Annotated in this window: 21 protein-coding genes, 2 tRNA genes and 1 pseudogene; 13 read left to right on the plus strand and 11 right to left on the minus strand. The window is 71.1% G+C overall.

Annotation, left to right across the window (positions count from 1 at the left end):
- Positions 1-16 precede the first annotated feature (16 nt).
- Entirely contained in the window at positions 17-523 is a 507-nt protein-coding gene (locus tag J7E94_RS09530; protein WP_215014074.1) for a MarR family winged helix-turn-helix transcriptional regulator, read from the minus strand.
- A gap of 116 nt (positions 524-639) precedes the next feature.
- Between J7E94_RS09530 and J7E94_RS09535 the strand changes: the two genes are divergently transcribed.
- Positions 640-912, plus strand: a complete 273-nt coding sequence (locus J7E94_RS09535) for a hypothetical protein (protein ID WP_215014075.1) — start codon at positions 640-642, stop codon at positions 910-912.
- A gap of 22 nt (positions 913-934) precedes the next feature.
- Here J7E94_RS09535 and J7E94_RS09540 read toward each other — a convergent pair whose 3' ends face one another.
- Positions 935-3,166, minus strand: a complete 2,232-nt coding sequence (locus J7E94_RS09540) for an asparagine synthase-related protein (RefSeq protein ID WP_374224416.1) — start codon at positions 3,164-3,166, stop codon at positions 935-937.
- Between the two features lie 629 nt (positions 3,167-3,795).
- Here J7E94_RS09540 and J7E94_RS09545 point away from each other — a divergent pair.
- The 4 genes from J7E94_RS09545 to J7E94_RS09560 all read left to right on the plus strand — a co-directional run bounded on the left by J7E94_RS09545 (position 3,796) and on the right by J7E94_RS09560 (position 9,450).
- Positions 3,796-5,493 (plus strand): sporulation protein, encoded by a 1,698-nt coding sequence (locus J7E94_RS09545; protein WP_215014076.1) that lies wholly within the window; start codon positions 3,796-3,798, stop codon positions 5,491-5,493.
- A gap of 44 nt (positions 5,494-5,537) precedes the next feature.
- Entirely contained in the window at positions 5,538-6,782 is a 1,245-nt protein-coding gene (lhgO, locus tag J7E94_RS09550) for an L-2-hydroxyglutarate oxidase (protein ID WP_215014078.1), read from the plus strand.
- Between the two features lie 405 nt (positions 6,783-7,187).
- Complete coding sequence (gene trmB, locus J7E94_RS09555; protein WP_215014080.1) at positions 7,188-8,012, plus strand: tRNA (guanosine(46)-N7)-methyltransferase TrmB; 825 nt, start codon at positions 7,188-7,190, stop codon at positions 8,010-8,012.
- Between the two features lie 94 nt (positions 8,013-8,106).
- Complete coding sequence (locus tag J7E94_RS09560) at positions 8,107-9,450, plus strand: PrsW family intramembrane metalloprotease (protein WP_215014207.1); 1,344 nt, start codon at positions 8,107-8,109, stop codon at positions 9,448-9,450.
- On the opposite strand, the gene J7E94_RS09565 is transcribed toward J7E94_RS09560, so the two are convergent.
- The 3 genes from J7E94_RS09565 to J7E94_RS09575 all read right to left on the minus strand — a co-directional run bounded on the left by J7E94_RS09565 (position 9,359) and on the right by J7E94_RS09575 (position 12,158).
- On the minus strand, positions 9,359-10,405 hold the full coding sequence (locus J7E94_RS09565; RefSeq protein ID WP_215014082.1) for a M23 family metallopeptidase: 1,047 nt from the start codon (positions 10,403-10,405) through the stop codon (positions 9,359-9,361). The genes J7E94_RS09560 and J7E94_RS09565 overlap by 92 nt on opposite strands.
- Positions 10,406-10,710: 305 nt before the next feature.
- Complete coding sequence (locus J7E94_RS09570) at positions 10,711-11,886, minus strand: PP2C family protein-serine/threonine phosphatase (RefSeq protein WP_374224419.1); 1,176 nt, start codon at positions 11,884-11,886, stop codon at positions 10,711-10,713.
- Positions 11,887-12,084: 198 nt separating this feature from the next.
- A tRNA-Met gene (locus tag J7E94_RS09575) sits at positions 12,085-12,158 on the minus strand.
- A gap of 303 nt (positions 12,159-12,461) precedes the next feature.
- On the opposite strand from J7E94_RS09575, the gene J7E94_RS09580 reads away from it, so the two are divergent.
- The gene (locus tag J7E94_RS09580) at positions 12,462-13,715 is read left to right on the plus strand and encodes a hypothetical protein (RefSeq protein WP_215014083.1); all 1,254 of its coding nucleotides are present in this window, start codon (positions 12,462-12,464) and stop codon (positions 13,713-13,715) included.
- 294 nt (positions 13,716-14,009) lie between these two features.
- Here the strand turns inward: J7E94_RS09580 and J7E94_RS09585 are convergent, their stop codons facing one another.
- Positions 14,010-14,630 carry an SMI1/KNR4 family protein gene (locus tag J7E94_RS09585; RefSeq protein ID WP_215014084.1) on the minus strand — a complete coding sequence of 207 codons (621 nt, stop codon included), beginning with the start codon at positions 14,628-14,630 and terminating at the stop codon, positions 14,010-14,012.
- A gap of 322 nt (positions 14,631-14,952) precedes the next feature.
- Between J7E94_RS09585 and J7E94_RS09590 the strand changes: the two genes are divergently transcribed.
- The 5 genes from J7E94_RS09590 to J7E94_RS09610 all read left to right on the plus strand — a co-directional run bounded on the left by J7E94_RS09590 (position 14,953) and on the right by J7E94_RS09610 (position 18,310).
- A complete protein-coding gene (locus J7E94_RS09590) occupies positions 14,953-16,182 on the plus strand; it encodes a helix-turn-helix domain-containing protein (RefSeq protein WP_215014085.1) in 1,230 nt (409 codons plus the stop codon).
- A gap of 56 nt (positions 16,183-16,238) precedes the next feature.
- Positions 16,239-16,679: a hypothetical protein gene (locus tag J7E94_RS09595; protein WP_215014086.1), complete on the plus strand. Its 441-nt coding sequence runs from the start codon at positions 16,239-16,241 to the stop codon at positions 16,677-16,679.
- Positions 16,676-16,867, plus strand: a complete 192-nt coding sequence (locus J7E94_RS09600; protein ID WP_215014087.1) for a hypothetical protein — start codon at positions 16,676-16,678, stop codon at positions 16,865-16,867. The genes J7E94_RS09595 and J7E94_RS09600 overlap by 4 nt, the downstream gene beginning before the upstream one ends.
- 92 nt (positions 16,868-16,959) lie before the next feature.
- The gene (locus J7E94_RS09605; protein WP_215014088.1) at positions 16,960-17,421 is read left to right on the plus strand and encodes a hypothetical protein; all 462 of its coding nucleotides are present in this window, start codon (positions 16,960-16,962) and stop codon (positions 17,419-17,421) included.
- Positions 17,422-17,506: 85 nt separating this feature from the next.
- Positions 17,507-18,310, plus strand: a complete 804-nt coding sequence (locus J7E94_RS09610; protein ID WP_215014089.1) for a phosphotransferase — start codon at positions 17,507-17,509, stop codon at positions 18,308-18,310.
- A gap of 1,009 nt (positions 18,311-19,319) precedes the next feature.
- Here the strand turns inward: J7E94_RS09610 and J7E94_RS35610 are convergent.
- From J7E94_RS35610 to J7E94_RS09630, 4 genes are all read right to left on the minus strand, one after another.
- The gene (locus J7E94_RS35610) at positions 19,320-20,177 is read right to left on the minus strand and encodes a DUF4231 domain-containing protein (protein WP_215014092.1); all 858 of its coding nucleotides are present in this window, start codon (positions 20,175-20,177) and stop codon (positions 19,320-19,322) included.
- 425 nt (positions 20,178-20,602) lie between these two features.
- Positions 20,603-22,171, minus strand: a complete 1,569-nt coding sequence (locus J7E94_RS09620; protein WP_215014094.1) for a hypothetical protein — start codon at positions 22,169-22,171, stop codon at positions 20,603-20,605.
- Entirely contained in the window at positions 22,168-23,271 is a 1,104-nt protein-coding gene (locus tag J7E94_RS09625) for a bifunctional DNA primase/polymerase (protein ID WP_308344796.1), read from the minus strand. Before J7E94_RS09625 ends, J7E94_RS09620 begins: the two co-directional genes overlap by 4 nt.
- The gene (locus tag J7E94_RS09630; RefSeq protein WP_308344798.1) at positions 23,234-23,479 is read right to left on the minus strand and encodes a hypothetical protein; all 246 of its coding nucleotides are present in this window, start codon (positions 23,477-23,479) and stop codon (positions 23,234-23,236) included. Before J7E94_RS09630 ends, J7E94_RS09625 begins: the two co-directional genes overlap by 38 nt.
- Positions 23,480-23,587: 108 nt before the next feature.
- Here J7E94_RS09630 and J7E94_RS09635 point away from each other — a divergent pair, with 108 nt between their 5' ends.
- The gene (locus J7E94_RS09635; protein ID WP_215014096.1) at positions 23,588-24,334 is read left to right on the plus strand and encodes a helix-turn-helix transcriptional regulator; all 747 of its coding nucleotides are present in this window, start codon (positions 23,588-23,590) and stop codon (positions 24,332-24,334) included.
- A pseudogene (locus J7E94_RS35895) lies at positions 24,331-25,929 on the plus strand (tyrosine-type recombinase/integrase); the annotation flags it as partial. The gene J7E94_RS09635 and the pseudogene J7E94_RS35895, both read left to right, overlap by 4 nt.
- A gap of 37 nt (positions 25,930-25,966) precedes the next feature.
- Here J7E94_RS35895 and J7E94_RS09645 read toward each other — a convergent pair.
- Positions 25,967-26,039, minus strand: a tRNA-Lys gene (locus tag J7E94_RS09645).
- Between the last annotated feature and the right edge of the window lie 43 nt (positions 26,040-26,082).

The raw sequence follows: 26,082 nt of genomic DNA on the forward strand, positions 1-26,082 counted from the left end.
TTTCAGGCGCAGCACACTAGGTGATCGAGGTGTCGCCGTTGGCTTCGAGGAGGCTGCGCAGGGCGCCTGCGACCGAGGTGCAGGTGGCGGGGTCCAGGGGGGCGAGGAGTTCGGCGAATTGACGCAGGTGGTCGGCCATCAGCGCCTCGGTGACTTTGAGGCTGTGCTCGGTCAGCCGGATCCGGACGGAGCGGCGGTCCTGGCCGTCGCGGACCCGTTCGACCAGGCCCTTGGCCTCCATGCGGTCGATGCGGTTGGTGATCGCGCCGGAGGTCACCATGGCGGCGGGGATGAGGGCGCCGGCGGTCAGGGCGTACGGGGGGCCCGAGCGGCGGAGGGTGAAGAGGATGTCGACCTCGCCCACCTCCAGGTCGCGTGCGGCGGCGAAGGCCTTGAGCTGCTTCTCGATGATCCGGTTCATGCGCTGGATGCGGGCCAGCACCTCGACGGCCCACAGACCGTCCGTCAGGTCGGGACGCTCCACCTCCCACTGGCCGACGATCGCGTCCACTGCGTCGCTCATCTCGTGCCCTCTTCCGCTTCCGTTCTCGCCGCGCACCACCACCCTCCAAAATAACTCAACGTTGAGACACTTGACGTTGAGAGGACTGGTGGCTGTCGGCCGCGGCCTCGGCGCGCATGGGCGGGACGGCCGTACGCGCGGTGCTGACCGGGATCGGCGCGCCGGCCGTGGTGACCGCGGCGATCGCCGGCTGGGGCCCGCTGCGGCTGACCGCCACCCTGGGCGCCGTGTTCGCCGCCACCGGGGCCACCGCCGTCCTGTCGGTGCACGCCGCCTCGGCCGCCCCCGAGGCGCAGCGCCCCACGGCCATCGGCCTGTTCGCCCTCTGCTACCAGCCGGGCGGCGCCTTCGGCCTGGCCGTCGCGACCGTCCTGGTGCTCGGCGCCTGAGCGGCCTTCCGGCCCAGGAGGATCAGGACAGCGCCGGGCGATGTACGGGGACCCCCTCCGGCACCGCCCGGCGGCGCGCGGCGGAGGTGCCGGTCCAGCAGGTGCCGCGGCGGGCCAGCAGGCGGCGCAGCCACAGCTCCATCGAGACGAGCTCCGCCAGCCCGTCCAGCGGGACGGGGCGGCCGTCCGCCGCGTCGAGCAGGGCCTGGCGCACCACCCGGGCCTCGATCAGCCCGGCGTCCGCGAGCAGCGGCGAGGCGAAGAGGTCCAGCAGCTCGGTGAGGGCGGCTCGCAGCCCCAGCCGGGTCGCCGTCTCGTTCGGGATGTGGGCCGGGGCGCCCCAGCCGGGCGGCAGTTCGCGCACGCCGGCCGAGTTCAGGACGCTGCGCAGGATCGCGGCCCGGGCCCCGGGCTGGACGCGCAGGGATTCGGGCAGGGCGCGGGCGGCCCGGACGACCTGGTTGTCGAGGAAGGGCGCGTGCAGGCGCTGGCTGCGGACCTCCACGGCCTGTTCGAAGACCCGGTGGTCGGCGGCGTGCCGGGCGAGCACCGCCCGGGCGCGGGCCTCGCCGGGCCGCAGCGACAGCGGAGGGCGGCCGGCGGCGGTCTGCAGGCGGATCGATACTTCCGCCAGGGCCTCCCCCGTGAGCCAGCCCGCCGCCGGGCCCGGCCGGGACCAGGTCAGGGCGGCGAGGGAAGCGTCCACCGGACCGGAAGCGCGCTCGGTGACCCCGCCCTCGCGGAGCCGGGCCGCGGCGGCTTCCATGCCCGCGCGGTACGTCGTACGGGAAAGTCTGCGGGCCGCGGAGTACACGGTCAGCGGCACCAGCAGGGACTCCCCGGAAGCTCCGGAGGCGGAGGCCGAACGGGCCAGGGCCGCCACCGGCCGCAGCAGATGGCGCCGGCGGCGGTCCATCAGGAGGTCGGCCATGCGGGCCGGGTGCGCGTCCAGGACCTGGCGGGCGCCGTGGCCGGTGAAGTGGTCGGCGCTGCCGGCGGCCAGCCGGCGCCGCTCGCGGGCGGCGAAGACCAGCGAGGGACCGGGTTCGTCGGTGAGCGGGCCGTCGAGCTCGGCGTACGGGAGGGCCTCCTCGGCGGCGGCCACCACGACGTGGTGCAGGCGCGGGTCGGCCGCGATGGCCCGGGCTCTCTCCAGTTCGGCCTCTCTGCCCTGCGGGGTGGCCAGGTCGTTGAAGGTGACCGCCAGCAGGCGCGCCCCGGCGGGGCTCAGCAGGGTGCCCGGCGCCCCCGGCAGACCGGCCGCCAGCAGGGCGAGGGTCGCGGAGGCGCTGCCGCCGGAGAGGTCCGCGCCGACTCCCGGGGCCGGGGCGCCGCGGGCCGCGCGCCGGTCGGCCGGCCCCATGCCGGGCACGGGGCCGGGATCGTACGGCGGCAGTGTGTCGGGAGCATGCCGGGGCGCCGTGAGCCGGGCGCGCACGGCATCCACCAACGCTTCCCGTACGCCCTCCACCGCGCGGTCGGCATCGGCCTCGGGCGCGGCCACCGCGAGGGAGGCGACCGGCTCGTAGCCGGTGATCTCCCGGGAGCCCTCACGCAGGATGAGCGCGTGCCCGGGCGGGATGCGGCGGACACCGGCGTACGGTGTGCCGTCGCCCAGCGCCTCCGGGCTGTCGGGGCAGGCCAGCAGGGCGGCGAGATGGCCGATGTCGAGCTGCGCCTCGATGAGGTCGGCGAGCGGGAGGGCGGCGGTGGCGTACGCCGTGCCGCTGGCCCAGGGCGTGTAGAAGACGGGCCGCGCGCCCGCGAGGTCGCCGACGACGGTGATGCGGCGGCCGGCCTGGACGACGGCGGTGTAACTACCGGACCACTGGGTGAGGTGGCGCAGCGCCCCGCCGCGGGCGGCGTAGAGCGCGCGGCGCAGTTCGGCGTCGGTGGCGCCGCAGCAGCCGAGGACGGCGAGCCGGGTGAAGGGGTCCGCGGGGTCGGCGGTGAGGGTCCGGATCTCGTCGGGGCGCCAGTCGCCGACGGCCCAGAGCGGGTCGGGGTCTCCCCAGAGCAGCTGGGCGCCCACGGGGTGGACCGTGCGCTCGGCGTCGGCGCCGGGGTCGCCGGAGTGGGCCGCGTCCGCGATGCCGCCGTGCGGGGGGGCGCCGCTCTCGCCGTATCCGCCTTGGCCGTATCCGGTATCGCCGTAACCGCCCTGGCCGGAGCCTTGTCCGTGCCGGTGTCCCGAGACGCGGCCGGCCGTGCCGAAGCTCGCGGCGATACTGCTCCAACCCACCAACCAGCGCACCGCCGCCTCCCCAGCCTGTGGGCACATGACCGGGGCACAGGCAGCACGGTCGGCGCTGAGGGCGCAGTCGGCGGGACCCCGGATGGCTCGGGTCCATGCTGCCACGGGACAGGCGTGCGAGAGTGGTTAAAGGGGGCGCACATGCGAACGAACACGCCCCCGCCACGCGGTATTTGGCGTTCCGTTCCCCCCGCCCCATAGGTCGCTTTCGGCCATTCTTCGGCCGTCCTGAGAGCAGTCACGCGGGGCCGGCCCGCGGTGCGCGGGCGCGGTCCGGGAGGCGGAATCCACCCCCCGGACCGTTCCGCCACCCGCGGGGATTGAGGCAGCGGCATCCCCCGACCCGCCCGATCCGCGCAGCGGGCCGACCCACGCACCGCACATCGAATCGCCGGGCCCCGCGACCGGCCAGAGCGCACGGGCGGGCGCACGGCCACACGGACGGAGCACGCGATGACACGTGCGCCCCGGTACGGGCCGGGGCGTGACTGTGCAAACGGACAACAATCCCGCCATACGGAAGTAAGGGCCTTAACGCTTGGGAGGCGGGGAACTACGCTGGGTTTACGAAATGCCGGGCGCCTATGCCCCGGCGGCGTCTGCGTTCCGCGTGTGACGAGGGGTGGCGCATGTCCAGGGAGCTCCGCGAGCCCAATGAGAAGCTCGGCGCCGTCCTCGCCCTCGCGGGCATCAGCAACGCGGGGCTGGCCCGGCGGGTCAACGACCTCGGCGCACAGCGCGGCCTGACGCTTCGGTACGACAAGACGTCGGTGGCCCGGTGGGTGTCGAAGGGGATGGTGCCGCAGGGCGCCGCACCGCACCTCATCGCGGCCGCCATCGGCGCGAAGCTGGGGCGGCCGGTGCCGCTGCACGAGATCGGACTGGCGGACGCGGACCCCGCGCCCGAGGTCGGTCTGTCCTTCCCGCGGGACGTGGGGGCCGCGGTGCGTTCGGCCACGGACCTGTACCGGCTCGACCTCGCCGGGCGGCGCGGAGGTGGCGGAATCTGGCAGTCGCTCGCCGGCTCGTTCTCGGTGGCGGCGTACGCGACGCCCGCCTCGCGCTGGCTGATATCTCCCGCCGACGGCTCGGTGGCGCGCGAGTCGGCCGCTCCGACATCCGGCACGCCGGCGTCCGGCACGCCGGCGTCCGGCACCCCGGCGTCCGGCACCACGGCAGCCGCCGCGCCGACATCCGCCGCTCCCACATCCGGCGCTCCCGCATCCGGTGCTCCGACATCCGGCATCTCCGCTCGGACCCCCTCGGCTCAGGACGCACCGGCGCACGACACACCTGCCCCGGAGCCCCGCACGGAAGTCCGTACGCCGGCACCGGCAGGAGGCCGTACGGCTCCGCCGTCCACCGTTGTGCCCGCCCGGCCCGTACCCGAAACGCGTCGCGACCACGGGCAGCGCGTGGGCCACAGCGATGTGGCCAAGCTGCGCGAGGCCGCCGAGGACGCCCGCCGCTGGGACTCCAAGTACGGGGGCGGGGACTGGCGTTCGTCGATGGTGCCCGAGTGCCTGCGGGTGGACGCGGCGCCGCTGCTGCTCGGCTCCTACACCGACGAGGTGGGCCGCGCGCTGTTCGGCGCGACGGCCGAGCTGACCCGGCTCGCCGGCTGGATGGCCTTCGACACCGGCCAGCAGGAGGCGGCGCAGCGCTACTACATCCAGGCGCTGCGCCTCGCCCGCGCGGCCGCGGACGTACCGCTCGGCGGGTACGTCCTGGCCTCGATGTCCCTGCAGGCGACCTACCGCGACTTCCCTGACGAGGGCGTGGACCTCGCGCAGGCCGCCGTCGAGCGCAACCGCGGCCTGGCCACCGCCCGGACCATGAGCTTCTTCCGGCTGGTCGAGGCGCGGGCCCACGCCAAGGCCGGCGACTCCGCGGCCGCCGGTTCGGCGCTGCGGGCGGCCGAGGGCTGGCTGGAGCGGGCGCGCGAGGGCGATCCGGATCCGACCTGGCTCGGTTTCTACTCGTACGACCGTTTCGCGGCGGATGCGGCGGAATGCTACCGCGACCTCAAACTCCCGCGGCAGGTGCGTCGCTTCACCGAGCAGGCCCTGTCGCGGCCCACCGAGGAGTACGTACGGTCGCACGGGCTGCGGCTGGTGGTGAGCGCGGTCGCCGAGCTGGAGTCGGGCAATCTCGACGCGGCCTGCGCGGCGGGCACCCGGGCGGTGGAGGTCGCGGGCAGGATCACCTCGGCGCGGACGACCGAATACGTACGGGACCTGCTGCACCGGCTGGAACCGTACGGGGACGAGCCGCGCGTCGCGGAGCTGCGCGAGCGGGCCCGGCCGCTGCTGGTGGCGCAGGCGTAAGGCCTGTCTTCCGGGAGCCGCGTGGCCGCGTTGTCGGTGGCGGGGTGCAGTATGCAGGGGTGGGAGGTGTCGGCGTGGGCGGTGGCGTGGGCGGCAGCGTGGACTGCGATGTGCTGGTGATCGGCGGCGGGATCGTCGGCCTGTCGACGGCGCATGCCCTGTCGCGTCTGGCCCCGGGGACCCGGGTGGTCGTCCTGGAGAAGGAGGACGGTCCGGCCCGGCACCAGACGGGCCGCAACAGCGGGGTGATCCACAGCGGGATCTACTACCGCCCGGGATCGCTGAAGGCGCGCTTCGCGGTGCGCGGCGCCGCCGAGATGGTCAAGTTCTGCGCGGAGCACGGAATCCCGTACGAGGTGACGGGCAAGCTGATCGTCGCCACGGAGCGGGAGGAGCTGCCGCGGCTGCACGCGCTGGTCCAGCGGGGCCGGGAGAACGGCATTCCCGTGCGCGAGCTCGGTCCGGCGCAGATCTCCGAGTACGAGCCGCAGGTGCGGGGCCTGGCCGCGATCCACGTCGGCAGCACCGGGATCGCGGACTACGGCCGGGTCACCGCCCAGCTGGCGGAGTCCTCGGGTGCGGAGATCGTCTACGGCGGGGCGGTGGACCTGATTTCGCGCCGTGCATCGGCGGTGGGGGTGCGCACCACGTCCGGGCTGGTGGTCCGGGCGCGGGTGCTCGTGAACTGCGCGGGGCTCCAGTGCGACCGGATCGCCCGGCTGGCCGGGGACGACCCCGGGATGCGGATCATCCCCTTCCGCGGCGAGTACTACGACCTGGCCCGGCCGGAACTGGTCCGGGGCCTGGTCTACCCGGTCCCCGACCCGGCGTTCCCCTTCCTCGGCGTCCACCTCACCCGGGGCATCGGCGGCGGCGTCCACGTCGGCCCCAACGCGGTGCCGGCGCTGGCGCGCGAGGGCTACGGCTGGTCGGTGATCCGCCCGCGGGACGTGGCCACCGAGCTGGTCTGGCCGGGGTCCTGGCGGATGGCCGCGCGGCACTGGCGGTACGGGGCGGGCGAGATCCACCGCTCGCTGTCGAAGCGGGCCTTCACCCAGGCCGTACGGCGCCTGCTGCCGGCCGTCACACCGGCGGACCTGTGTCCTGCCGACGCCGGGGTACGGGCGCAGGCCGTCCTGCGGGACGGCACCCTCGTGGACGACTTCCTGATCCGGGAGGCCCCGCGCACGGTCCACGTCCTGAACGCCCCGTCCCCCGCCGCCACCGCCTCCCTCCCGATCGGCCGCGAAATCGCCACCCGCGCCCTCACGACCCTCCGCTCCTCCTGACCCCACCAGCCCCACCGGCGTTTGAGGCGGGGCCCGGGGCTGCGCTGGTCCCGCCGCGAGCGGAGCGAGCCACGCAAGGGGTCGGGGTCGGTGACGGGGTGGGGTGTCGTCCGGGACTAAAACGAGATGAATTCGGCGCCAAGCACCGCCGCACGAAACCGACACCCCCAGGCGCCGAACATCGAAGCCCGTCCCGGACGGCACCCCACCCCGTCACCGACCCCGACCCCGCCCCCGGCCGGCCAGGGCAGGGCAGGCCAGGGCCGGCCAGGCCAGGGCAGGCAGGGCAGGGCAGGCAGGGCAGGGCAGGGCAGGGCAGGGCAGGGCAGGGCAGGGCAGGCAGGGCAGGGCAGGCCAGGGCCGACCAGGGCAGGAGACACTGCCCCCGCGTAGAATCACCGCATTGTGTCTGAGCCCCTGAACCCCCAGCCCAGCCTCCCCGACGCCCCGCCGGAGGCCCCCGCACCGGAGGCGTCCGCGTACGTGCCTCCCAAGTGGCGCACCGAACCCCGGTTCCCCGACGGGCCCTCGCCCGATCCGGCCGGCTCGCACCACGAGCGGCGGATCCGGAGCTTCCAGCCGCGGCGCAGCCGGGTCACCACCGGCCAGGGCGAGGCCCTGAAGCGGCTGTGGGGCACCTGGGGCCTGGACATCGACGGCCACCAGGTCATCGACCTCAAGGCCCTCTTCGACGGCCTGCCCGTCGTCCTGGAGATCGGCTTCGGCATGGGCGAGGCCACCGCCCAGATGGCCGCCGCCGACCCCGGCACCGGGATCCTCGCCGTCGACGTGCACACCCCCGGCCAGGGCAACCTCCTCGCCCTCGCGGAGCGGGGCGGCCTCACCAACATCCGCGTGGCCAACGGCGACGCGATCATCCTCCTCCGCGAGATGCTGCCGCCCGACTCCCTGGACGGGATCCGCGTCTACTTCCCGGACCCGTGGCCCAAGGCCCGCCACCACAAGCGCCGGCTGATCCAGCCCGAGTTCCTCACCCTGGCCGCCACCCGGCTGGCGCCGGGCGCCGTCCTGCACTGCGCCACCGACTGGGAGCCGTACGCCGAGCAGATGCTCGACGTCCTCACCGCGCACCCGGACTTCGAGAACACCCAGCCCGACGGCGGCTACGCGCCGCGCCCCGGCTTCCGGCCTCTCACCCGCTTCGAAGGCCAGGGACTCGACAAGGGCCACGTCGTACACGACCTGCTCTTCCGCCGCATCGAGAACTGACAACGTCACTGCGTGTGTCGGACCCACTCTGTAGGGTCATCGTGTGTTCCGAGCGCTCTCCTCTGTGCTCGCACGCACGTCGGGCACGGTCCGCATGTGCGTGCTCGTCGTCTTGCTCGCCGCCACCGGGATCGCAATCCTCGAACTCGTGCGGGAGCAGACCGGCACCCCCGGCTTCTTCGTCGGCCTCGGTCTGGCACTGCTGCCGGTGCCGCCGCTCATGGCGGCCTTCCGGTGGCTCGGCCGGGCCGCGCCCGCGCCCTGGCGGCAGTTGCTGTTCTGCTTCGGCTGGGGTGCCTGCACCGCGGCGCTGATCGCGATACTGGCCAACAGTTTCGCGACCGAATGGATAGCCGCGGCCACTGCCGACCCCTCCGACGCCGACCAGCTCGGCTCGGTGGCGATCGCCCCGGTGGTGGAGGAGAGCGCCAAGGCGGCCGCCCTGCTGCTGGTGTTCGTGTTCCGAAGACGGCAGTTCACCGGACCGGCCGACGGTTTCGTGGTGGCCGGCTTCACCGCCACCGGCTTCGCCTTCACCGAGAACATCCTCTACCTCGGCAACGCCTTCGGTGAGGACGTGGCCGAAGGAACCGGCGTCCTCGACTCCTTGACGGTGGCGACCTTCTTCGTACGGATAGTGCTCTCGCCGTTCGCGCACCCGCTGTTCACCGTGCTCACCGGGCTCGGCTTCGGCGCGGCCGCGGTCAGCGCCCGCCGTGCGCGCACGGTCGGCCTGCCGCTGCTGGGTCTGGCCCTCGCCATGGGCCTGCACGCGCTGTGGAACGGCTCCTCACAGTTGGGGGAGTACGGGTTCTACATGGTCTACGGCTCCGTGATGGTCCCGGTGTTCGGGCTGCTGGTGTGGCTGGCCGTGCGGATACGGCGCCGCAGGCTGCGGGCCGTCGCAGGGGAGCTCGCGGTGTACGCGGCCGCGGGCTGGCTCGGCCCGGCCGAAGTGCCGGCCCTGGCGTCGATGCCGGCCCGGTCGCTGGCCCGCACCCTGGCCCGGCGCAGCGGGGGCCGGGCCGCCGGACGGGCGGTCGCCCTGTACGAGGCCGATGCGGCCGCGCTGGCCCTGCTGCGGAACCGGGCGCGCCGCGGCGGCCCGGCGGAAGAGCCGGATTTCGCCGGGCGGGAGCGGGAATTGCTCCACAGCCTGTGGATGCGCCGGGCGACGGCGGGTCCCGCCCTGGCCCGCGCGGCGGTCATGGAGGAGCTGCTCCCCCCGTGGTTCGACCCCCTGGCCCGCAGGCCGGGCCCACGCTTCGGCCCCGCGGACCCGCTGGCGGGCGTACCGGCTCCGCGGCGACCGGACCTCGAAAGACCGGACCTCGTGGCCTCGGACGCTAGACGTTCAGCCCCTTGGACTCCAGCCAGGCCAGCGGATCCATCGTCGAGCCGCCCTTGCGCACTTCCAGGTGGAGATGGGGTCCGGTGACATTGCCGGTGGCGCCGACCCGGCCGATGGTCTCGCCCGAGGCCACCGAACCGGCGGTCACCGACATCGAGGAGAGGTGGCAGTACCAGATCTCCGTACCGTCCTCGAGCTCCAGCACGATGCGGTAGCCGTACGCCCCGGACCAGCCCGCCGAGGTGATCTTCCCGGCGGCGACGGCCTTGGCCGGGGTGCCGGTGGGAGCGGCGAAGTCGAGGCCGGTGTGGTAGCCGGAGGACCACATGGAGCCGGAGACCCCGTAGTGCGAGGTGAGGGTGTAGGCAGAGGTGGGCAGGGAGTAGCTCCCGGCCAGTTGGGCGAGGTGCTCCTGCTCGGCCTTGGCCTCGGCGGCCTCCTTGGCCTCCTTGGCCGCCTGCTCCGCCTTCGCCGCGGCCTCGGCCGCCGCTTCCTCGGCTGCCTTGCGCGCGGCCTCCGCCTTCTCCTTGGCCTCCTGGGCGGCGGCTTCCCGGGCGACCCGCTCGGCCTCGGCCTGGGCCTGGGCCTCGGCGGCGCCCTGCTGGGACTCGGCCTGCTGGAGGATGCGGTTGCGCAGCGCCTCGCCTGCGTCGGCCTGGTGGTCGGACTGCCGCGGAATGATTCCTGTCCGCACGGCCGTCCCGGCCGCCGCTCCGGAACCGGTGTCCGCTTCCCGGCCGTTGTCGCCGGCGCCGCCGCCCCCGGACTCGTCCCCGGTCATCAGGTCAGGCAACGAGGGCAGGGATATCGCGATCTGGGGCCGGTCCTGCGCCGAGGCGATGCCGCCCGCGCCGACCGCCGCGATCACGCCGACCCCGAGCACGGTGGAGCTGCGGGCAAGTCCCCCGCGCTGCTTGGCCACCCGGTGTTTGCCGCGGACGGGGCGGACCGAATCCTCGGTGGGGTTCCACTCGCCCCAGGCACCCGCGGTGGGCGGCTCCCCGATCTCGGTGCCTTCAGGGGCAGGCAAGTTGGAGGCCACCGGGGCACACTCCTCATGGACACGCACGCGCACGGCGCCGTCTCTTGCGACGGCTGGGACGACCGCGCTGCGTTATCGAACGGTAATAGACGCAGGGGATTGATTCCAAGCTGCTGCGATTGATCGTTCACACCAATCGGCCACTCCCCGATCAGCCCTGGCCTGGACTTTTATCGCCAAAAGGTCACCAACCCTGGCAAAAATCAGGCGACTCCCCCACCCTCTCAGCCACACAGGCGACATGACGCCTCGTCAACCATCTTGCTGAGAGCACCCCTTTCATCACCCACCGTTACCACTCACTGTTACGCGTCACCCTTGCGGCGCACCACCGGCACCGTCCGCCGCCTCGGCGGCTCGCCCCGCCCCGGTCGGCCGACCGCGAGCAGGGCCATGTCATCCGTCATCGCGCCCCCCGTATGCCGGCGCACATCGCTGCTGAGCGCGCTGAGCAGCTCCTCCGGCCCGGGGAAAACCCGCCCGCGCAGCCGGTCCGCCGGATCGTAGAAGACCCCCGCCCGGTCCCGGGCCTCCGTCAGCCCGTCCGTATAGAGCAGCAGCGTGGTCCCGGCCGGGAAATCCCACTCCTCGGCCAGATCCGGCCGGCCGCCGCCCAGCTCGCCCATGCCGAGCGGCAGCGCGTACTCCGCCGGGGCCAGGACCGCCAGCTCCCCGTCCGCGTACAGCAGCAGCGGCTCGGGATGGCCCCGGTTGAGCAGCCGCAGCACCCCCGCCCCGGGCGGGACCTCGCCGAGCACGCACGTCGTGAACCCCTCCACCGCGTCCAGGCCGTCGCGCCGGGTGCCCTCCCGGGCCAGGGCCCGCTCCAGCCGCTGCGCCACCGCCTCCAGCGTCGGCTCGGTCTCCGCCGCCTCCCGGAAGGCCCCCAGGACCACCGCAACGGCCTCCACCGCCCCCAGCCCCTTGCCCCGTACGTCGCCCACCGCCAGCCGGATCCCGTACGGGGTGTCCTGGACGGCGTACAGGTCGCCGCCGATGAAGGCGTCGGCCTGCGCGGCCTCGTACCGGGCGGAGACGTGCAGGCCCCCGATACGCTCGGCCGGGGTGGGCAGCACGGCCCGCTGCGCCGCCTCGGCGATCCCGCGCGCGGAGGCGAGCTGCCGGCCGCTGCGCCGCACCACCCGGTTGATCAGGAGCGCCAGCCCGCAGACAGTCACTACGGTGGCCAGCTCGGTCAGCGCCTCGGCCTTCCAGCTGGTGCCGTTGTAGAGGTGCAACAGGACCACCGCGAGCGAGGCCAGCGCCCCGGTCGCGGCCGTGGCCCGAAAGCTGAACAGCGGGGCGGCGATCAGCGGGGCCGCGGAGAAGAACGGGGATCCGGTGAAGCTGGGCGGGGTCATCACGTCGAAGGCCAGCCCGAGGAGGATCAGTGCGCCCGGCAGTGCCTGGACCACCCGCCGGGCCACGGCGCTGCCTGCACCGCCCGCGCGCCCCCCGTTGTCCTGCCGGCTCAGCCCCACCACGCTGCTCTCTCCTGCCGCCCGGTCCCTCGCACGGGTGCGGGCCCGACACCGCCTCGCCCCTCAAGGCTGGCGGCACATGGGCCCGTACGGCGACCCGGCGGCGGCCGACCGGGTGACGGGGCGTAAGATGCCGGCGCCCGGCCCGGACACGACGAAGGCCCGGTTCCCACAAGGGAACCGGGCCTTCGTACTGAGTAGCGGGGGCAGGATTTGAACCTACGACCTCTGGGTTATGAGCCCAGCGAGCTACCGAGCTGCTCCACCCCGCGTCGGTAAACCCAACTCTACGCCATCCGGGGGGAGCCCTCCGCCAATTAACCGCCGACCCACCCCCAGAACCCCCATCCATGCAGGTCAGAGGCCTGGAAACCCATCCGGAGCGGGGCTTGGTGAGCGAAGATCGTCTCTGTTGCGCGGCGGTGACACCACGGGGATGGTTCCGGGATCGCTCGCGGGCGAAGATTCATCTGTCGCCAAGGCCAGGGGGAACACGAACCGGCCGGGCGGCACGATCCACACCTTCCGGCCCGGCGCTCTGCCGTTGCCCTTGTGATTCCTGGGGGGAGTCCACCATGTCCGTTCGCACCGCATCCGCCATCGCAGTCGTCGCCGGCGTTGTCACCACTCTGCTGCCGCTTTCCGCTACCGCCGCGTCCGCCGCCGACGAGCAGGCGTTGCTGCGCACGGAAATGAGCACGCCCGTCCCCAGCGGCCCGCTGTCCCGTGGCGGAGCCACCGAGACCTTCGAGCTGACGGTGAAGAACCCTAGCGGCAAGGCCCTCAAGTACAACCCGTGGATGATCGCCCAGCAGTCCGGCCCGAGCCCGCTGCAGAAGGACGACATCGTCTTCAAGGTCGACGCCCTGGACGCTCCCGCGACCAAGTACATGGTCGGCCAGCAGGACGGTGGATGGCAGGGGATGTTCTACCCGGCGTCCGGGTCGGGCGTGCAGAGCGGCTTCGACATCCCGGCGAACGGCAAGATGACCTGGAAGGTCACCGTCGGCCTCGGCGCGAACTACCCCACCAACGACGGGGACTTCAGGTTCACCGCCTCCAGTCTCAGCAGCACGGTGGACCCCAAGGCCATGGGCTCCCACCTGTTCAAGGTCGACCCGCAGATCAAGCTGGGCCGGCTGAAGACCTGGTTCAAGCAGGTCAGCTCCGGCAAGGACGGCCAGGAGCAGCGCGCGTACCTGAATCTGAACTATCAGGCCACCGGCGACGGCGCGTTCGCCGAGGGCCTCGCGACCAGCCTCATCCTCACGCACCCGGGCCAGGAGAAGGCCGACTTTCGGCTGCAGGCACTGATCGACGGCCGCTGGCAGGACCTCAAGTTCGACGACGGCCAGTACGAGCTGCCCGTGATCCCCAAGGGCTTCGGCGCCGGCTCCGGGGTCCGCACCCAGGAGCTGCGGCTCAGCCTGGGCAAGGACACGAAGCTGAAGAAGAAGACCACCATCACGATGGAGGCCCGGATCCGGCTGGCCAACGGCGGCAACACCTACCCGTTCGAGGACTCCTCCGTCCAGTTCCCACTCGCCCCGATCACCGAGCCCACCCCGGCCGTGACGCCGTCCGCCCCGCCCGCCAAGACCCCGTCCGGCACCACCAAGGTCGAGCCGGCCTCGGCCACCTCCTCCTCGGCCGTCGCCGCGGGCAACACCAACCTGACCACCACCACGGGCTCGGCCACCGGCTCCCTGGCCTCCACCGGCTCCGACTCGGCCATGGGCCTGTACGCGGGCCTCGCCGCCGCCCTGGTCGCCCTCGGTGCGGCCGCCGCCTGGCTCGGAGCCCGCCGCCGGCGCGCCACGACGGCCTGATCACCCGTACGCAACGAAGCGCCCCACCCGGCAACAACTGCGGGTGGGGCGCTTCGTTCTGAGCGGTAGGCCATGTCGGACTCGAACCGACAACCAACGGATTAAAAGTCGAGGAGTCCGAGTGATGTCGGCTGGGGCCCCGTTCCTGCCCATGCCGTTCCGGCTGGTCAGACCGGGTGCCCCAGCCACCCGACCACCGGCCCATGACACCCCGTCCACAGGCGTCCGGGCTCACATCGGGCTCACCTTGCAGGCTGCCTGAGCTGGGACAACGCCGCGACCTGATACCCCGGCTCACGCGTCGTACATCTCCGCGTATGGGTCCGGCTCACCCGTCCACGGGTCGATGCCCAGGTCCCACCGCCGTTGTTCCTCGCGCCAGTGAATGAACCGCGGCGACGCATCACCCCACAGGGCCAGGTCGCTGAAGGGACAGTCGCCGAGCTCCTGGAGAAACACCTTCCGCAGGAACTCGGTCATACCGCAGTCGTAGACGTTCCACGGGGCGGTGAGGGAGCCGTGCCGCTTCCACACGGCGACGGGCCACTGATCCGGATCGCTTCCTTCGGTCAGCCAGCACGCAATGTCAGCACCACAGCTCACGCCCCAAGCGATCACCGGAAGCCGGCTGGTTCCCAGGCCGTACGACGCGGGCTCGGGCTCCCAGAGTCCCCGGGCATTCGCGGTCTCGCCGCCCATCTGCTGACTGAACTCCTCCGTGGGCGCCTCGGGGCGCACGATGGAGAATCCGTCGCTGATCGCCCCCGCTCCATAGGCAGCCATGAAGGCGACATAGTCGGACGGGAACCGAGTTCCCCACCCCTGTTCGACCGCTTCCCAATCAACCTGCTCATCAGAACCGTCAGCGGGCGGCATGATGCTCAGCAACTTGTTGAAGTGCTCGTTCTCTGACACGGAACCCTCCCCAGACGCGGTCCGCACAACCTAGCGACCAGCGAAGTTCGCACCTCATCGCCCCCTGGCCGAGGCCGTTGCTCGGTGCACCTGCCCAGTCAGAACCCTGCGCCGGGCTCACTTCGCTTGCGGTCTGACCTGCCCGTATGACCGTTTCCTCTTCTGCTCATTACGGCCTCGCCGATCCCCACTACCGGCGAGGCCATGCAGCCGAGGGCCGGTATGGGACCAAAGAGTCCTGACCCCACGCGCTCGGCCCGCTGCATCGGTACCGTGCTGATGAGCGGCCATGGCCGGTCGCCGACGTGCAGGGGGTGCGCTGATGTTGGAAGAAGCCGAGGAGATCGGCCGCCGCGTCCGCCGGGCGCGGCTCCGGCTCGGGATGCCGCAGGCAGACCTCGCCGCTGCCCTGGGTAAGACACAGGGCTGGGTGTCCAAGATGGAACGCGGCCTGATCGAACTGGACCGGGTCGGGCTGCTGAACCTCGTTGCTGCCGAGCTGCACGTGCATCCCAATGACCTGATCGGCCGGCCGTACGCGAGCAGCCCCGCAGAGAATCAGTGGCAGGTCTCGGCCGCCTCCATCCTGCGTGAGCTGCGCCGCTACGACCTGACGCCCGTATTCGACGGGGCCGCCCGCCCGTCCGGTGAGCTGTGGCGGGACATGACCCGCCTGCACCGCCTGAGGGACGCGGCAGCCAACACGGCGATCCTCGCCACCCTGCCCGACCTGCTGCGCGAGGCCCGCGCCCTCGCCGAGGCCACCACCGGCCACGAGCGCGAGGAAGCGTTCGCGATCTACGCCGTGGCGTGCAAGTTCGCCCACACGGCCGCCCATGCCCTCGGGCACCCCGAGCTCGTCGCGATGGCGGCCGAGCGGGCAGCATGGGCGGCTCGCCTGTCTGCCGACCCCGTCATGCCCGCGCTCGCCGACTGGATGCGCGTCTGGGACATGTGGGCCACTGCCGATTGGGACGACTCGCTCACCCTGTCCGACAAGGCCATCGCCAGCGTTCAGCGCGAGTACGAGCTCGGCGACCCCCTCGCGCTGCGGATGTGGGGCACGCTCCACCTGCGTGCTGCCGTCGCCGCGGCCCGCGCCGGCCGCCCGTCCGAGGCCGACGAGCGGATCGGACACGCACGCGACGCCGCCCGCCGCATGACCGGCCACCACAACCCCCACGTCTACGATCGCCACTCGGTCACGTTCTCCCCCGGCAACGTCCAGATCCACGCCATCAGCGTGGCCCTGGAGACGGGCGAGCAGACCAAGGCCCTCGCCATAAACCGGCGCACCGCGCCCGAGCTCGTCGCCGCTCTCCCGAACTCCCGTCAGGGCCACCACCACATGGACCTCGCCCGCGCCTGGCTATGGGACGGCAACCGCGACCATGCGCTCGCCGAGCTGGAGACCGCCGAGCGGATCGCACCGCAGCTCGTACGGAACCATCCGATCGCCCGGTCAACCCTGCGCAGCATCGTCTACGCCGAGCGGATCGCCACCCGCGAGAAGCTGCGCCGCATGTCAGACCGCTTCCACCTGGACGGATGAGGGTGGTATTCCTCCGATTCATATTGGACCCCTGACACGCCCCTAACTTCTGGGGCATGACAGGACGAGCAACTCCCCATCTCCCCTCGCAGGGCGGCGAGTTAGGCACGGCTGCCCCGTTCTACCCGCGCCTTGGCGATCTCGCCCGCGACACCGCCAAGGACGGACAGATCGGCGTCGTGGTCGCGCTTCCCGGCGTCGGCGCCGGCACGTACCACCTGAGCCCGCCGGGCGGCGGCGACAAGTGGACGGCACCGGCCGACGGCACGACTCTGCGCCCCGTACCAGCGCAGGTCACGCACATCACCCCGATGCAGCGGGATGCCCTCTACGACCCTCGCGCGCAGCAGGGCGCCCTGCGGGTATCCGTCCACTACGAGGACGGCGGAACCGCCGAGTCCCTGCTCGTCCTCACGCCGGACCAGGTGGAGCTGTACGCGTGCCAGTTCGGGCGGATCATCGCCCAGCGTGAGCAGGCCAAGGAAGACGCGGCATGAGCGCCGGCCACGCAGCACACCGCCGCGCCACCGCTCGCGATCCCTTCGGGGTCTTCCTGAGCTGGATATGGGCCCTCGGCACCGTCGCGGGATTCGCCGCCCTGGCTGCCACTGGTACCGCCGAGCTCGGACGCCACGACGCCATGCCCGCACTCGCCGCGCCCGACGCCCGAATTCCGGCGCTCTGATCTCCCTGCCCGCCGGGATGACCGGAACGGCCCCGCGCGGGCGGGGTGCAACACCGCACGTCCAGGCACCACTGACCAAGGAGGCAAGGACCGTGACCGTAATCCAGGAACGTCCCGCGACGGACGCCCGGACGCTGATCGGCGCCACGTTGCGCGCAACGCTCGCGTCCAACATGCAGGCCAAGTTCCCCGAGCTCAGCGACGACCAGGCCGAGCGCGGCATCGGCCAGATGCTCGCCTTCCTCGCGGCCGGCGCGCACAGCGACACCCCGCTCAGCCCGTCCCCGCTCGTCGATGACTTCTGGCACGCCTTCCTGCTGCACACGCAGGCGTACCAGGACTTCTGCGGGCAGATGCTCGGCAAGTTCGTCCACCACCAGCCAGGCTTCCTCGACAAGGCGGAGCACGGCGGCGGCAAGGCCCTGCGCGCCCGGACGGTCGACGCCATCGTCGCGGCCGGGTTCGTGATCGACATGGAGTTCTGGCCCGAGCTGGACCTCGCCGACTGCTCGCAGTGCCACGCCAACTGCCACAACAGCCCCAAGCACGCCTGACGCACCGCCTGCGGCCGGTCCTCGGCTTGTGCCACGCTGTGGCCGAGCCGGGGACCGGCTTCCGTTCTGCACGAGGAGTGAGCGGGTGGACCGCACCGCATGGCTTGAACTCCCGCCCGAGGCCCGTAGCGCCGTCGAGACCTACACCGGCCCGGTGGAGCACGCCGAGACCGCAGAGACCGGCGTCATGGCCCGCCTCGCCTGCACCCTGCACACCGCCACCGGTCCCGTCTTCGTCAAGGGCACCCGCAGCGACGAGCCGGCCGCATGGATGTACGAGTACGAGGCACGCGTCACCCGCGTAGCGCCCCTCGCCCCCCGCGTGCTCTGGCAGGTCGACGCCGACGGATGGCTACTCACCGGGTACGAATACGTGTTCGGCCCTCACCCCGACCTCGCCCCCGGATCGCCCGATCTCGGCTCCCTGATCACCGCGCTCACCACCATGGCGGCGGCCCCGTGGCCCGAGCAGGTCCGTAAGAAGCCGCTCCACATCCGATGGGCTGGCTTCTTCCCGACCGACCGTTACCCCGACCTTGAAGGCCGGGCACTCATCCACAGCGACGTGTCACCGCTCAACATGCTGGCCACCGATGACGGCATCCGCGTACTCGACTGGGCCTTGGCCTGCCCCGGTCCGGCATGGGCCGACACCGCATTCGCGATCCCGCGGTTCGTCTACGCCGGCCACACGCCCGAGCAGGCCGAGGCGCTCGCCCGAACCGTCCCGGCCTACCGCGCCGCCGCGCCCTCGGCCGTGACCACCTTCGCGCAGGCCCTCTGTGCCGTATGGGAGAGTCGCGCGGAATCAGACCCCGCCCCCCACCGCGCTCCGCTCATCTCCGCGGCCCGAGCTTGGGCAGCCCATCGCGAGTACGCCAAGGTGTGAAGCCCCCTCGGGTCCGGTTTCTTGGCGCTCCCGCGCGCGGAGGGCGCTTCGACCGGTCGCGACCCTAAGTCGGTACCCATGTGCGCGAGGCGGTAGGAACCGGTTCCGCGTGCGGGTTCATGGCGTTGTCAGTGCCCTGCTGTATTCGCGCACGCCCGCGCACAAGACACGACCGGTCGCGGACGGGCTCCGATGCAACCGGGGGACGGCGGGGACGTGGGGGACGCTCTTGGAACTCTCCCCTCTCCTTCTTCTCTTCTTCTCTGAGTGAGACAGAGGAGTGAAGGGGTGGAGCCGTCCCCTGCGTCCCACACATCGCCCCAGGGCAGCACCCGGCGGGGCGGGAGGGGGACGACCGGCGGTTGACGTGCGTCCCCGTCGTCCCCTGCGCGTCCCCCGGACATGGAAGCGTTTAGAAAGGGCGGGCGCCGGCTCGGGCCGCCCTTCCATCGATCAGCTGAACCTGCCGGTTTACGAGGCGCCGCCTGAGGAACGAGGGCGGTTCTGGGCAACGAGCGAGGCCATGTCTTGCCCCGGAGGAAGCCGCCACTCAACTACGTGCAGGCCAGCTAACGCGATGACTTCCTCTGGCACACCCAGCCTGTGGAGAGGCGTGGCTCTATAGCGGTTAAGCCAAGCACTGCGTCTCTTTTGCTCACGCGGCTCAAGGTTTCGCCACGAGTCAAGGACTACGCCCGGCGGCATCGATTCCTCTGATGACCGCTGCGCCACGATGTGTTGCACAAACGGGATGTACCCAGGATCACGTGCAAGCGCGACTAAGCACCAGGCGGTCGTTGGGGACATGGTCCCACCGTGAGCAGCGATGAGCCGTCGAGCCTTCCACTGCCAAAGTGGAGCGAGGAACCATCTCGCACTGTGCGCCCTCACTGTGGGTCTCCAGGAAGCAACATCAACCACCCACACCTGACATCGGTGAAGTCGCGGTCAGTTTTTAGCTCCATTGCGTATCCAGCACGCAGTTCTACCGGAGTGCACCGCAGGAACATCAGCCTGCACGCTCTTCGCTCCCGGAGCTGGAGGTCTCCAACTGGAGCTCTCGTTTCCTCTGCTCTTCCTTCAAGCGCTCTACGTAGCGAGCGAACATCCTGAGCCGCTCAGCCTCGGGAAGCGGCGGCTCGTCATCCCGACCGGCGTACTCATCGAGCATGAACTGCGACGCGTTGTAATGCTTCTCGATATCGTCGGCCGTCGACTGGAGATTGTATCCACGCTCGCGGAATTTAAAATAACCAGTGATGCCCGCAGAAATTCCGACAAGTGCACTGAGAGCAGCTGTCGAGAGCCGCAAAATCTGACTACTACCCTCATTCATGGCGGCAAGTGTGGACGTGACGATCGACCCGGTGATGATAATGCCCTGAAAGAAATTATGGACGCGTCGGTTCTTGTTCGCTGATTTCCGATACTGGTCAATCAGATCCAGTGACGCTTCGCGATAGATCCGAAGCCCCGAGGGCGAGTCAAGGGGGAGCATTGCAGCGGCAGTCTGCCGGTCCTGGAGAGCGTTCCGTAGCGCGCCAGTTCGGTCAACGAGCTTCTTGCGGTTCTTCCAGAGCGCCCACCCCATGGCGATCCATAGGCTGTTGACAATGACGAGACCAGCCCACCGGGTAAACACCGGCTGGGTCTTCCACAGCCCAACGATGACTGTGTAGCCCAGGAGGAAAGTGAGGGTGATCCCGCCCATCAGGCACAGGAGGTAGATCCTCTGAAGAGTCCGCGACGTCCGGAGATCGTCTTCGATCTCATCGAAGATCTTTACGCTGGCTCGGTAGTGCTCCTGCCGTCGCGACTCATCCACCTCGGAGATGACAGCAGTTGGATCGGCGCTTCCCTGACTCACTCGCGGCCCCCGCCTAGTACCACTTACCCCGGCCGTCACTGAATGCATGTAAATTAAGTGACGCAAGTTGGTGATCATAAATTTGGCCCGCCGGACGAGCAAGAGCGCCTTACGGGCCACTCCCGACAGGTCGAATCAGGCCAAGATCTTATTGCGAAAAGCGATCGATCCGAGCAGAGGTCCAAGGTTGGCGCGGCGAGACTTAAGGGAAGGTCGAAATTTCTTTCGAAATCCCACTGAGTTGCTTTCCAGGTGAAGCTGACTCTCTTTTTGTGGCGTCACAAGTCGCCGTGCTCCACTTTCGCCACTCGGCTACCACGGGAGACGCCTCAAAGCCGGGGGCGCGGCGCATGTCTCCGTACACCTCCCTCGAACACGCAAGCGCCTCGCAACCGCTGCAGTCCGGAGCACGGTGTGGCGTCTGGCTATGAAGTTGAGCTGCAGGTCACGGCGTAGACCTTGCCGTGTTTGTTGCTGCCCGAGGTGCGCGCCACGTGGATGCCTCGAGCCCGGAGCGCCGGGGCGACCTGTCGGATGCGGGCGCTCAGTACGGCCGGTGTCTTGGGCCAGCCGTCGGCAAAGCCGCGGCCGTCGCTGCTGAGCTGCCGGTGAAGGTCGCCCATGGTGCCCTGCCAGCCGCCGGGCGGGAAGGCGGGGGAGGCTGTCCAGTCGCGCAGGGCGCCGGCGACCGGGTGGCCATCGAGGACGGCGTCGTTCAGGGCGTCTTGGGCGCCGTTGAAGGCAGCAAGGCTGCGCCAGCCAGTGACGCGGTCAAGCGCGTGGAGCAGTTCGGCGAAGTCGGCGAGCCGGGGGCGCTCGGTAAGGTCTGCGGCGGCATGCGGGAGGTCGGCCCACACGACGGCGGCGAGGTCGAGCAGGGCGCCGAGGATGCGCGGGTGCGCCTGCTCGTACGCGGCCCACAGGGCGCTCGCGGTGCGTCGCTGGTCTCGGCGGATGGGCTGGAGTTCGAGCGGCATCATGCGCTCGGCGAGGTCGTTGCGGAGCGCCCCGAGGTCGATCCCGGTCAGCAGTACGGGGCGCTGGTAGGTCAGCACGTTCACGTCGTCGTCGGTGTAGAGGGCGCGGGTCACCTGCGCGTCGCCGGTGACGATGCGGCACAGGGCGTCGGACAGCCAGCCGGGCAGCCCGGAGAGGTTGTCGAGGGCGAGCACCCATCCGGCCGCGGTGGTCGGGCCGAGGTCGCGCAGGTTCTCGGGCGCCTGCCGCAGCGGCGCACGGGCGCCCTCGATGATTCCCGTGAGCATCTGGCCCGAGGTGCTCTTTCCGGTGCCCTGTTCGCCGGTCAGATAGGCAATGGGCCGCGGTATGCCGGGACGCAGCGCGGCCAGCAGCCAGCCGACCGCGAGCGGCAGCGTCTCGGGAGTGAAGGGCAGCAGTGCGGAGAGTTCCCCGATGCCCTCGCGCCAGCCGCCGGCCGGGCGGTCCGGGCGTGGCAGAGGGCGAACCAGCTTGCTGCGGCGCCAGATCGGCCCTGCCTCAGGGTCCGGGCACGTCAGGGTCCACCCGTCCGGGGCGATGCGGACCGACTCCCCGTCGGGGCGGCCGAGGTCGAGCCAGGACACCGCCGTGTCCTCGGGGTCCGCAGCGACGCGCAGGTGCAGCTCGGTCTCGGGTGCGCGCATGGCGAGGGCATCGAGCGTGGCGACGGCATCGGCGAGGGCGGTCTGTGAGGGCGTGCGGTCCTGCTCGGTGACGTAGATGCGGGTGAGGTGCTGCCGCAGGCTGCCGGTACCGGTGTGGGCTGCTGCGCGCAGTGGCACGGCGATGGCCGGCCCCTCGTACGGGACCGCGTACGGGGCGCCGTTGTGGTGCAGGTACCGGAAGCGGTTCTGCCCGAGCACGCGCAGCACCTCGGCCTGCGGGGGCTGCCGTTCCTGCTTCGCTGCGCGCGGCTGCTCGCCGCCCTGCTCCGTCATCGGGAAGGGGACGACGGAGCGGGCGGCGGCGAGCGAGTCAAAGGCTGGGGTGCTCACGCGGCGGCCCCGGCGTGTGTGCGCGGGTTCCGCTCGCCGGCGGTGAGGCCGGAGCGAATCGCGGCCTCGGCCTCGCGGTCTGACAGTCCACCGTGCCGAGCAGCGTCGAGCAGCACGTCGGCGAGCTGTCCCCGGTCGAGGCGGCCGGCGGCGCAGAGGGTGCCGAGGTTGAAGGAGGCGCGGTTGAGCGTGGCGTTCCGGGTGCCGGGCTGCGCCTCGGCGACGGCCCGCAGCTCGGCCTCGACCGCAGCGGCGGCGTACCCGCTGCCCATGCTGCGCGTCCGCCAGGGCAGCACCGTGCGGGGCCGCTCGGGGCGTACGCGGTGCCCGGTGCGGTCGAGGTCGCGCGCCAGCCACACCGGCAGCTCGGCAACCGTGCGGCAGTCGCCGAGCGCCGTGTACGTGCCCGAGCGGGTGACCGTACCCGGGGCGACCGCGTACGAGGAACCGGCGCGCACGTCGAGCTGCCAGCCCAACGCCCCTGCGAGCGGGCGCCACGCCGTACCGGCCGGAGCGCGGAACCAGTAATGCACTCCGCCGGAAGGCGTGCGCACGGTGAGAGTTTCGGGTCCGCAGCCGGGCAGCACAGCCCGCCGCGCCTCGACGAGCAGGGCGAGGGTGTCTCGGCCGTCGATGATGCTGCCGGGATTGATGTCGTTGGGCAGGTCCACACCGGGGAGCAGCTCGGCGAGGTCCTCGGGAGGCTGCCCACCGTGACAGTCCACATCGAGGATCACCAGACCGGACGGGCCCGCGGCGACGCCGACCCCGGCGGCCGGAGTACGGGCCCACCATGAGGCGATCCGGTCGGGGTCGGTGGTCGCGGCGAGCACGCCGTGACACGGGCGTCCGGCGGCGATGCACTCGCAGCCGTGCCCATCGTGGGCGACGTGTTGAGGGTTGGGCCGCTCCTTGCTACCCGCCGAGCAGCGATCGCAGCCGCGGACAGGCACTTTGGTGCCCGGGGCGAGGGGGTGCACGTACCAGCCCTGCGCGGCGGCCCATAGGGCGACGCGACGCGGGGAGGGTGCCAGTTCGGGGTTCAAGAGGTGGCTACCCCGTTCAGGCCGCTGTGTGCTCGGCAGAATCCACCGAGACACCGAGGAAGCGCAGCAGGTCGTACCGCGTGCACCGGTACTGCCGACCGAGGCGCAGCACGCGTATGGGGTACGTGCCCTGCTTGGCCATGGCATAGCCCTGCGTGCGGCCGATCCTCAGCGCCCGATTGGACACGTCCAGGGAGAAGCTCACCGGCAGAGCGGTCAGCTCGGCGTGGGTCATTTCCCGGTTGAGCGGGGGGCGAATCACCGAAACTCCTAGCGTGTCGATATGCACTCTAGAGAGTGCGACTTGAACTTGATCACACGCTAGCGGCATCGACTGGTGGAGTGCAACACGCCGCGCTAACATGTCGATATGCACTCCGACCCTCAGAATCTCAGCGACCTCGCGGCAGACCAGATCCGGAAGCACCGGACGCGCCTCGGGCTCAACCGTGAGCAGCTCGCCGAGGAGTGCGCACGTGTCGGGGCCCCGGAACTGACGTACGCGGCCATCACGAACATCGAGACCGGTCGCCGAGACAAAGACGGCAAGCGGCGCCGGGAGATCACCATCGACGAACTGCTCACGTTCGCCTATGCCCTGGGTGTCCCACCGCTGCTGCTGATGCTTCCGCTCGGCGACATGGACGCCACCCCCTCACCGGCCCGGTGGGGTGGCCTGCACCCGTACTACGCATGGCGTTGGATCACCGGCGAGGAGCCGCCGGCATTCCTCCACACGGACGGCCGGATCTACGTGGACAGCGAGAAGATCGGCGGGGCCGAAGGGCACAGCCGTATCGGCGTCTGGCGTGAGGTTGCCGCACCGACCGAGGTGTACCGCGAGCTCCAGACAGCGCAGGCCCTACTCAAGAAGGCGAGCGGTCATCACCACTTCACACAGGCCCGCCACGGCGACGACGCCGAGCAGACGCTGACCGCTCGCCGTGCCTATCTCGACTGTTTGCAGGAACTCGCCAAGGCCCTCAACTCGATGATGCAGTACGGCCTGCGTGTCCCGTCGTACAGCGCCAAGTGGGTCAACGACATGCGGGAATTCGAGATGCTCGATCACCCCGAGGCCGTGGAGATTTTCGAACCGAAGGAGAACACGGATTGACCGGCTCCACGTTCCGACGCTGCGCCTGCCGCAACCCTGAGACCGGCAAGCAGTACGGCCAGTCCTGCCCCAAGCTGACCAACAAGCGCCATGGCCTGTGGAACATCCGGCAGGAGCTGCCGAACGACAAGGACGGCAACCGCCGCACCTTCCGGCGCTCGGGCTACGCCACGAAGAACGAGGCGCAGAGCGACCTCGACAAGCTGCGCGCGCTCCTCGGCATCCCCGGTGACGACGACCCCGACGGCCGCCTACTCGTCGGCGACCTGCTCGAAACGGTCGCGACGAAGAAAGAGGCGATACCCGACTACGAGGAGACGCAGAGTCGTTTCCGAACCGGGCAGTCCCTGACCGCCCGCCTGACCGTCGGCGACTGGCTCGACCAGTGGCTCGCCGGCAAGCGGCGCCGCGACTCCACCATCGACGGGTACGAGTCCCACATCCGCGTCCACTTGAAGCCGCACATCGGGCAGCACCGCCTCGACCGGCTCAACGTGGGCCACCTCGTGGAGCTGTTCGACGCGATCGAGGAGCACAACGAGGAGATCCTCGTAGAGAACGCCAACCGACGGGCACAGGTCGCGCTGAGCAAACCGACCACACCCGGGCGCCCCCTCCCTGCCGAGCGCGCGCGGATCGCCGCGGAGCGCGCCAAGCTCGCCGAGATGAAGCCGTTCCGGAAGGCCACCGGGGCAGCCACCCGCCAGCGCATCCGGGCGACGCTGCGAACAGCTCTGAACGATGCCATCGCCCAGCAGCTCATCACGTTCAACCCGGCGTCACATGTCGAGCTGGAGACGGGGAAGCGGCCCAAGGCACTCGTCTGGACCGACGAACGGATCGCCCAGTGGAAGCGGACGGGGGACAAGCCGTCGCCCGTCATGGTCTGGACGCCCGAGCAGACAGGCGCGTTCCTCGACCGCGCGGCGAAGCACCGCCTCTACGCCCTGTTCCACGTGATCGCCTTCCGCGGCCTGCGCCGAGGCGAAGCGTGCGGCCAGCAATGGACAGACACCGACCTCGCGGCCGGGCACCTCACCGTCGCCACTCAGCTCGTACAGCGCGGCTGGAAGGTCGAGGAGTCCGCGCCCAAGACGGACAGCGGCGAGCGTGTGGTCGCCCTCGACTCCGAGACCGTGAAGGTGCTCAAGAAGCACCGCAAGCGCCAGATGCAGGAGCGCCTCACGTGGGGCGAGGCGTACGTCGACACAGGCCGGGTGTTCACGCAGGAGAACGGCGAGTGGCTGCACCCGGCATGGGTGACCGACCAGTTCCGGCGGTTGGCTGCCGAGGCGCGTCTGCCCCCGATCCGGCTGCACGACCTGCGCCACGGCGCGGCGACCCTCGCCCTTGCGGCTGGCGCCGAGATGAAGGTCGTGCAGGAGATGCTCGGGCACTCCTCCATCACCATCACCTCGGACACGTACACCAGCGTCCTGCCCGAGGTGGCGCGAAAGGCTGCCGAGGCCGCGGTGAAGTTGGTCCCGAGGCAGGCCGCTCGTACCGCCGGGCTCACCTCGGGCTCATATCAGGCCAACGGGCGCCCCGGGCACGGCAAAGCGCCCCACCCGAAGAAATCGGATGGGGCGCTCAAGCGCAGGTCAGAGGATGTTTCCTCGTCCCCGCGAGCAGTAGGCCATGTCGGACTCGAACCGACAACCAACGGATTAAAAGTCCGCTGCTCTGCCAATTGAGCTAATGGCCCTCCAGGTGCTCTCCCCAGAGCATAGCCGGACAGCGCCGCTCAG

Source organism: Streptomyces sp. ISL-94, from assembly GCF_018614075.1.
GTDB lineage: Bacteria > Actinomycetota > Actinomycetes > Streptomycetales > Streptomycetaceae > Streptomyces.

Coding starts and splice junctions, on each gene's coding strand:
- J7E94_RS09580 (WP_215014083.1), top strand. CDS start 12,462: ATGTCCGTTCGCACCGCATCCGCCATCGCAGTCGTCGCCGGCGTTGTC.
- J7E94_RS09560 (WP_215014207.1), top strand. CDS start 8,107: ATGTGCGTGCTCGTCGTCTTGCTCGCCGCCACCGGGATCGCAATCCTC.
- J7E94_RS09545 (WP_215014076.1), top strand. CDS start 3,796: ATGTCCAGGGAGCTCCGCGAGCCCAATGAGAAGCTCGGCGCCGTCCTC.
- J7E94_RS09535 (WP_215014075.1), top strand. CDS start 640: ATGGGCGGGACGGCCGTACGCGCGGTGCTGACCGGGATCGGCGCGCCG.
- J7E94_RS09530 (WP_215014074.1), bottom strand. CDS start 523: ATGAGCGACGCAGTGGACGCGATCGTCGGCCAGTGGGAGGTGGAGCGT.
- J7E94_RS09590 (WP_215014085.1), top strand. CDS start 14,953: ATGTTGGAAGAAGCCGAGGAGATCGGCCGCCGCGTCCGCCGGGCGCGG.
- J7E94_RS09595 (WP_215014086.1), top strand. CDS start 16,239: ATGACAGGACGAGCAACTCCCCATCTCCCCTCGCAGGGCGGCGAGTTA.
- J7E94_RS09600 (WP_215014087.1), top strand. CDS start 16,676: ATGAGCGCCGGCCACGCAGCACACCGCCGCGCCACCGCTCGCGATCCC.
- J7E94_RS09635 (WP_215014096.1), top strand. CDS start 23,588: ATGCACTCCGACCCTCAGAATCTCAGCGACCTCGCGGCAGACCAGATC.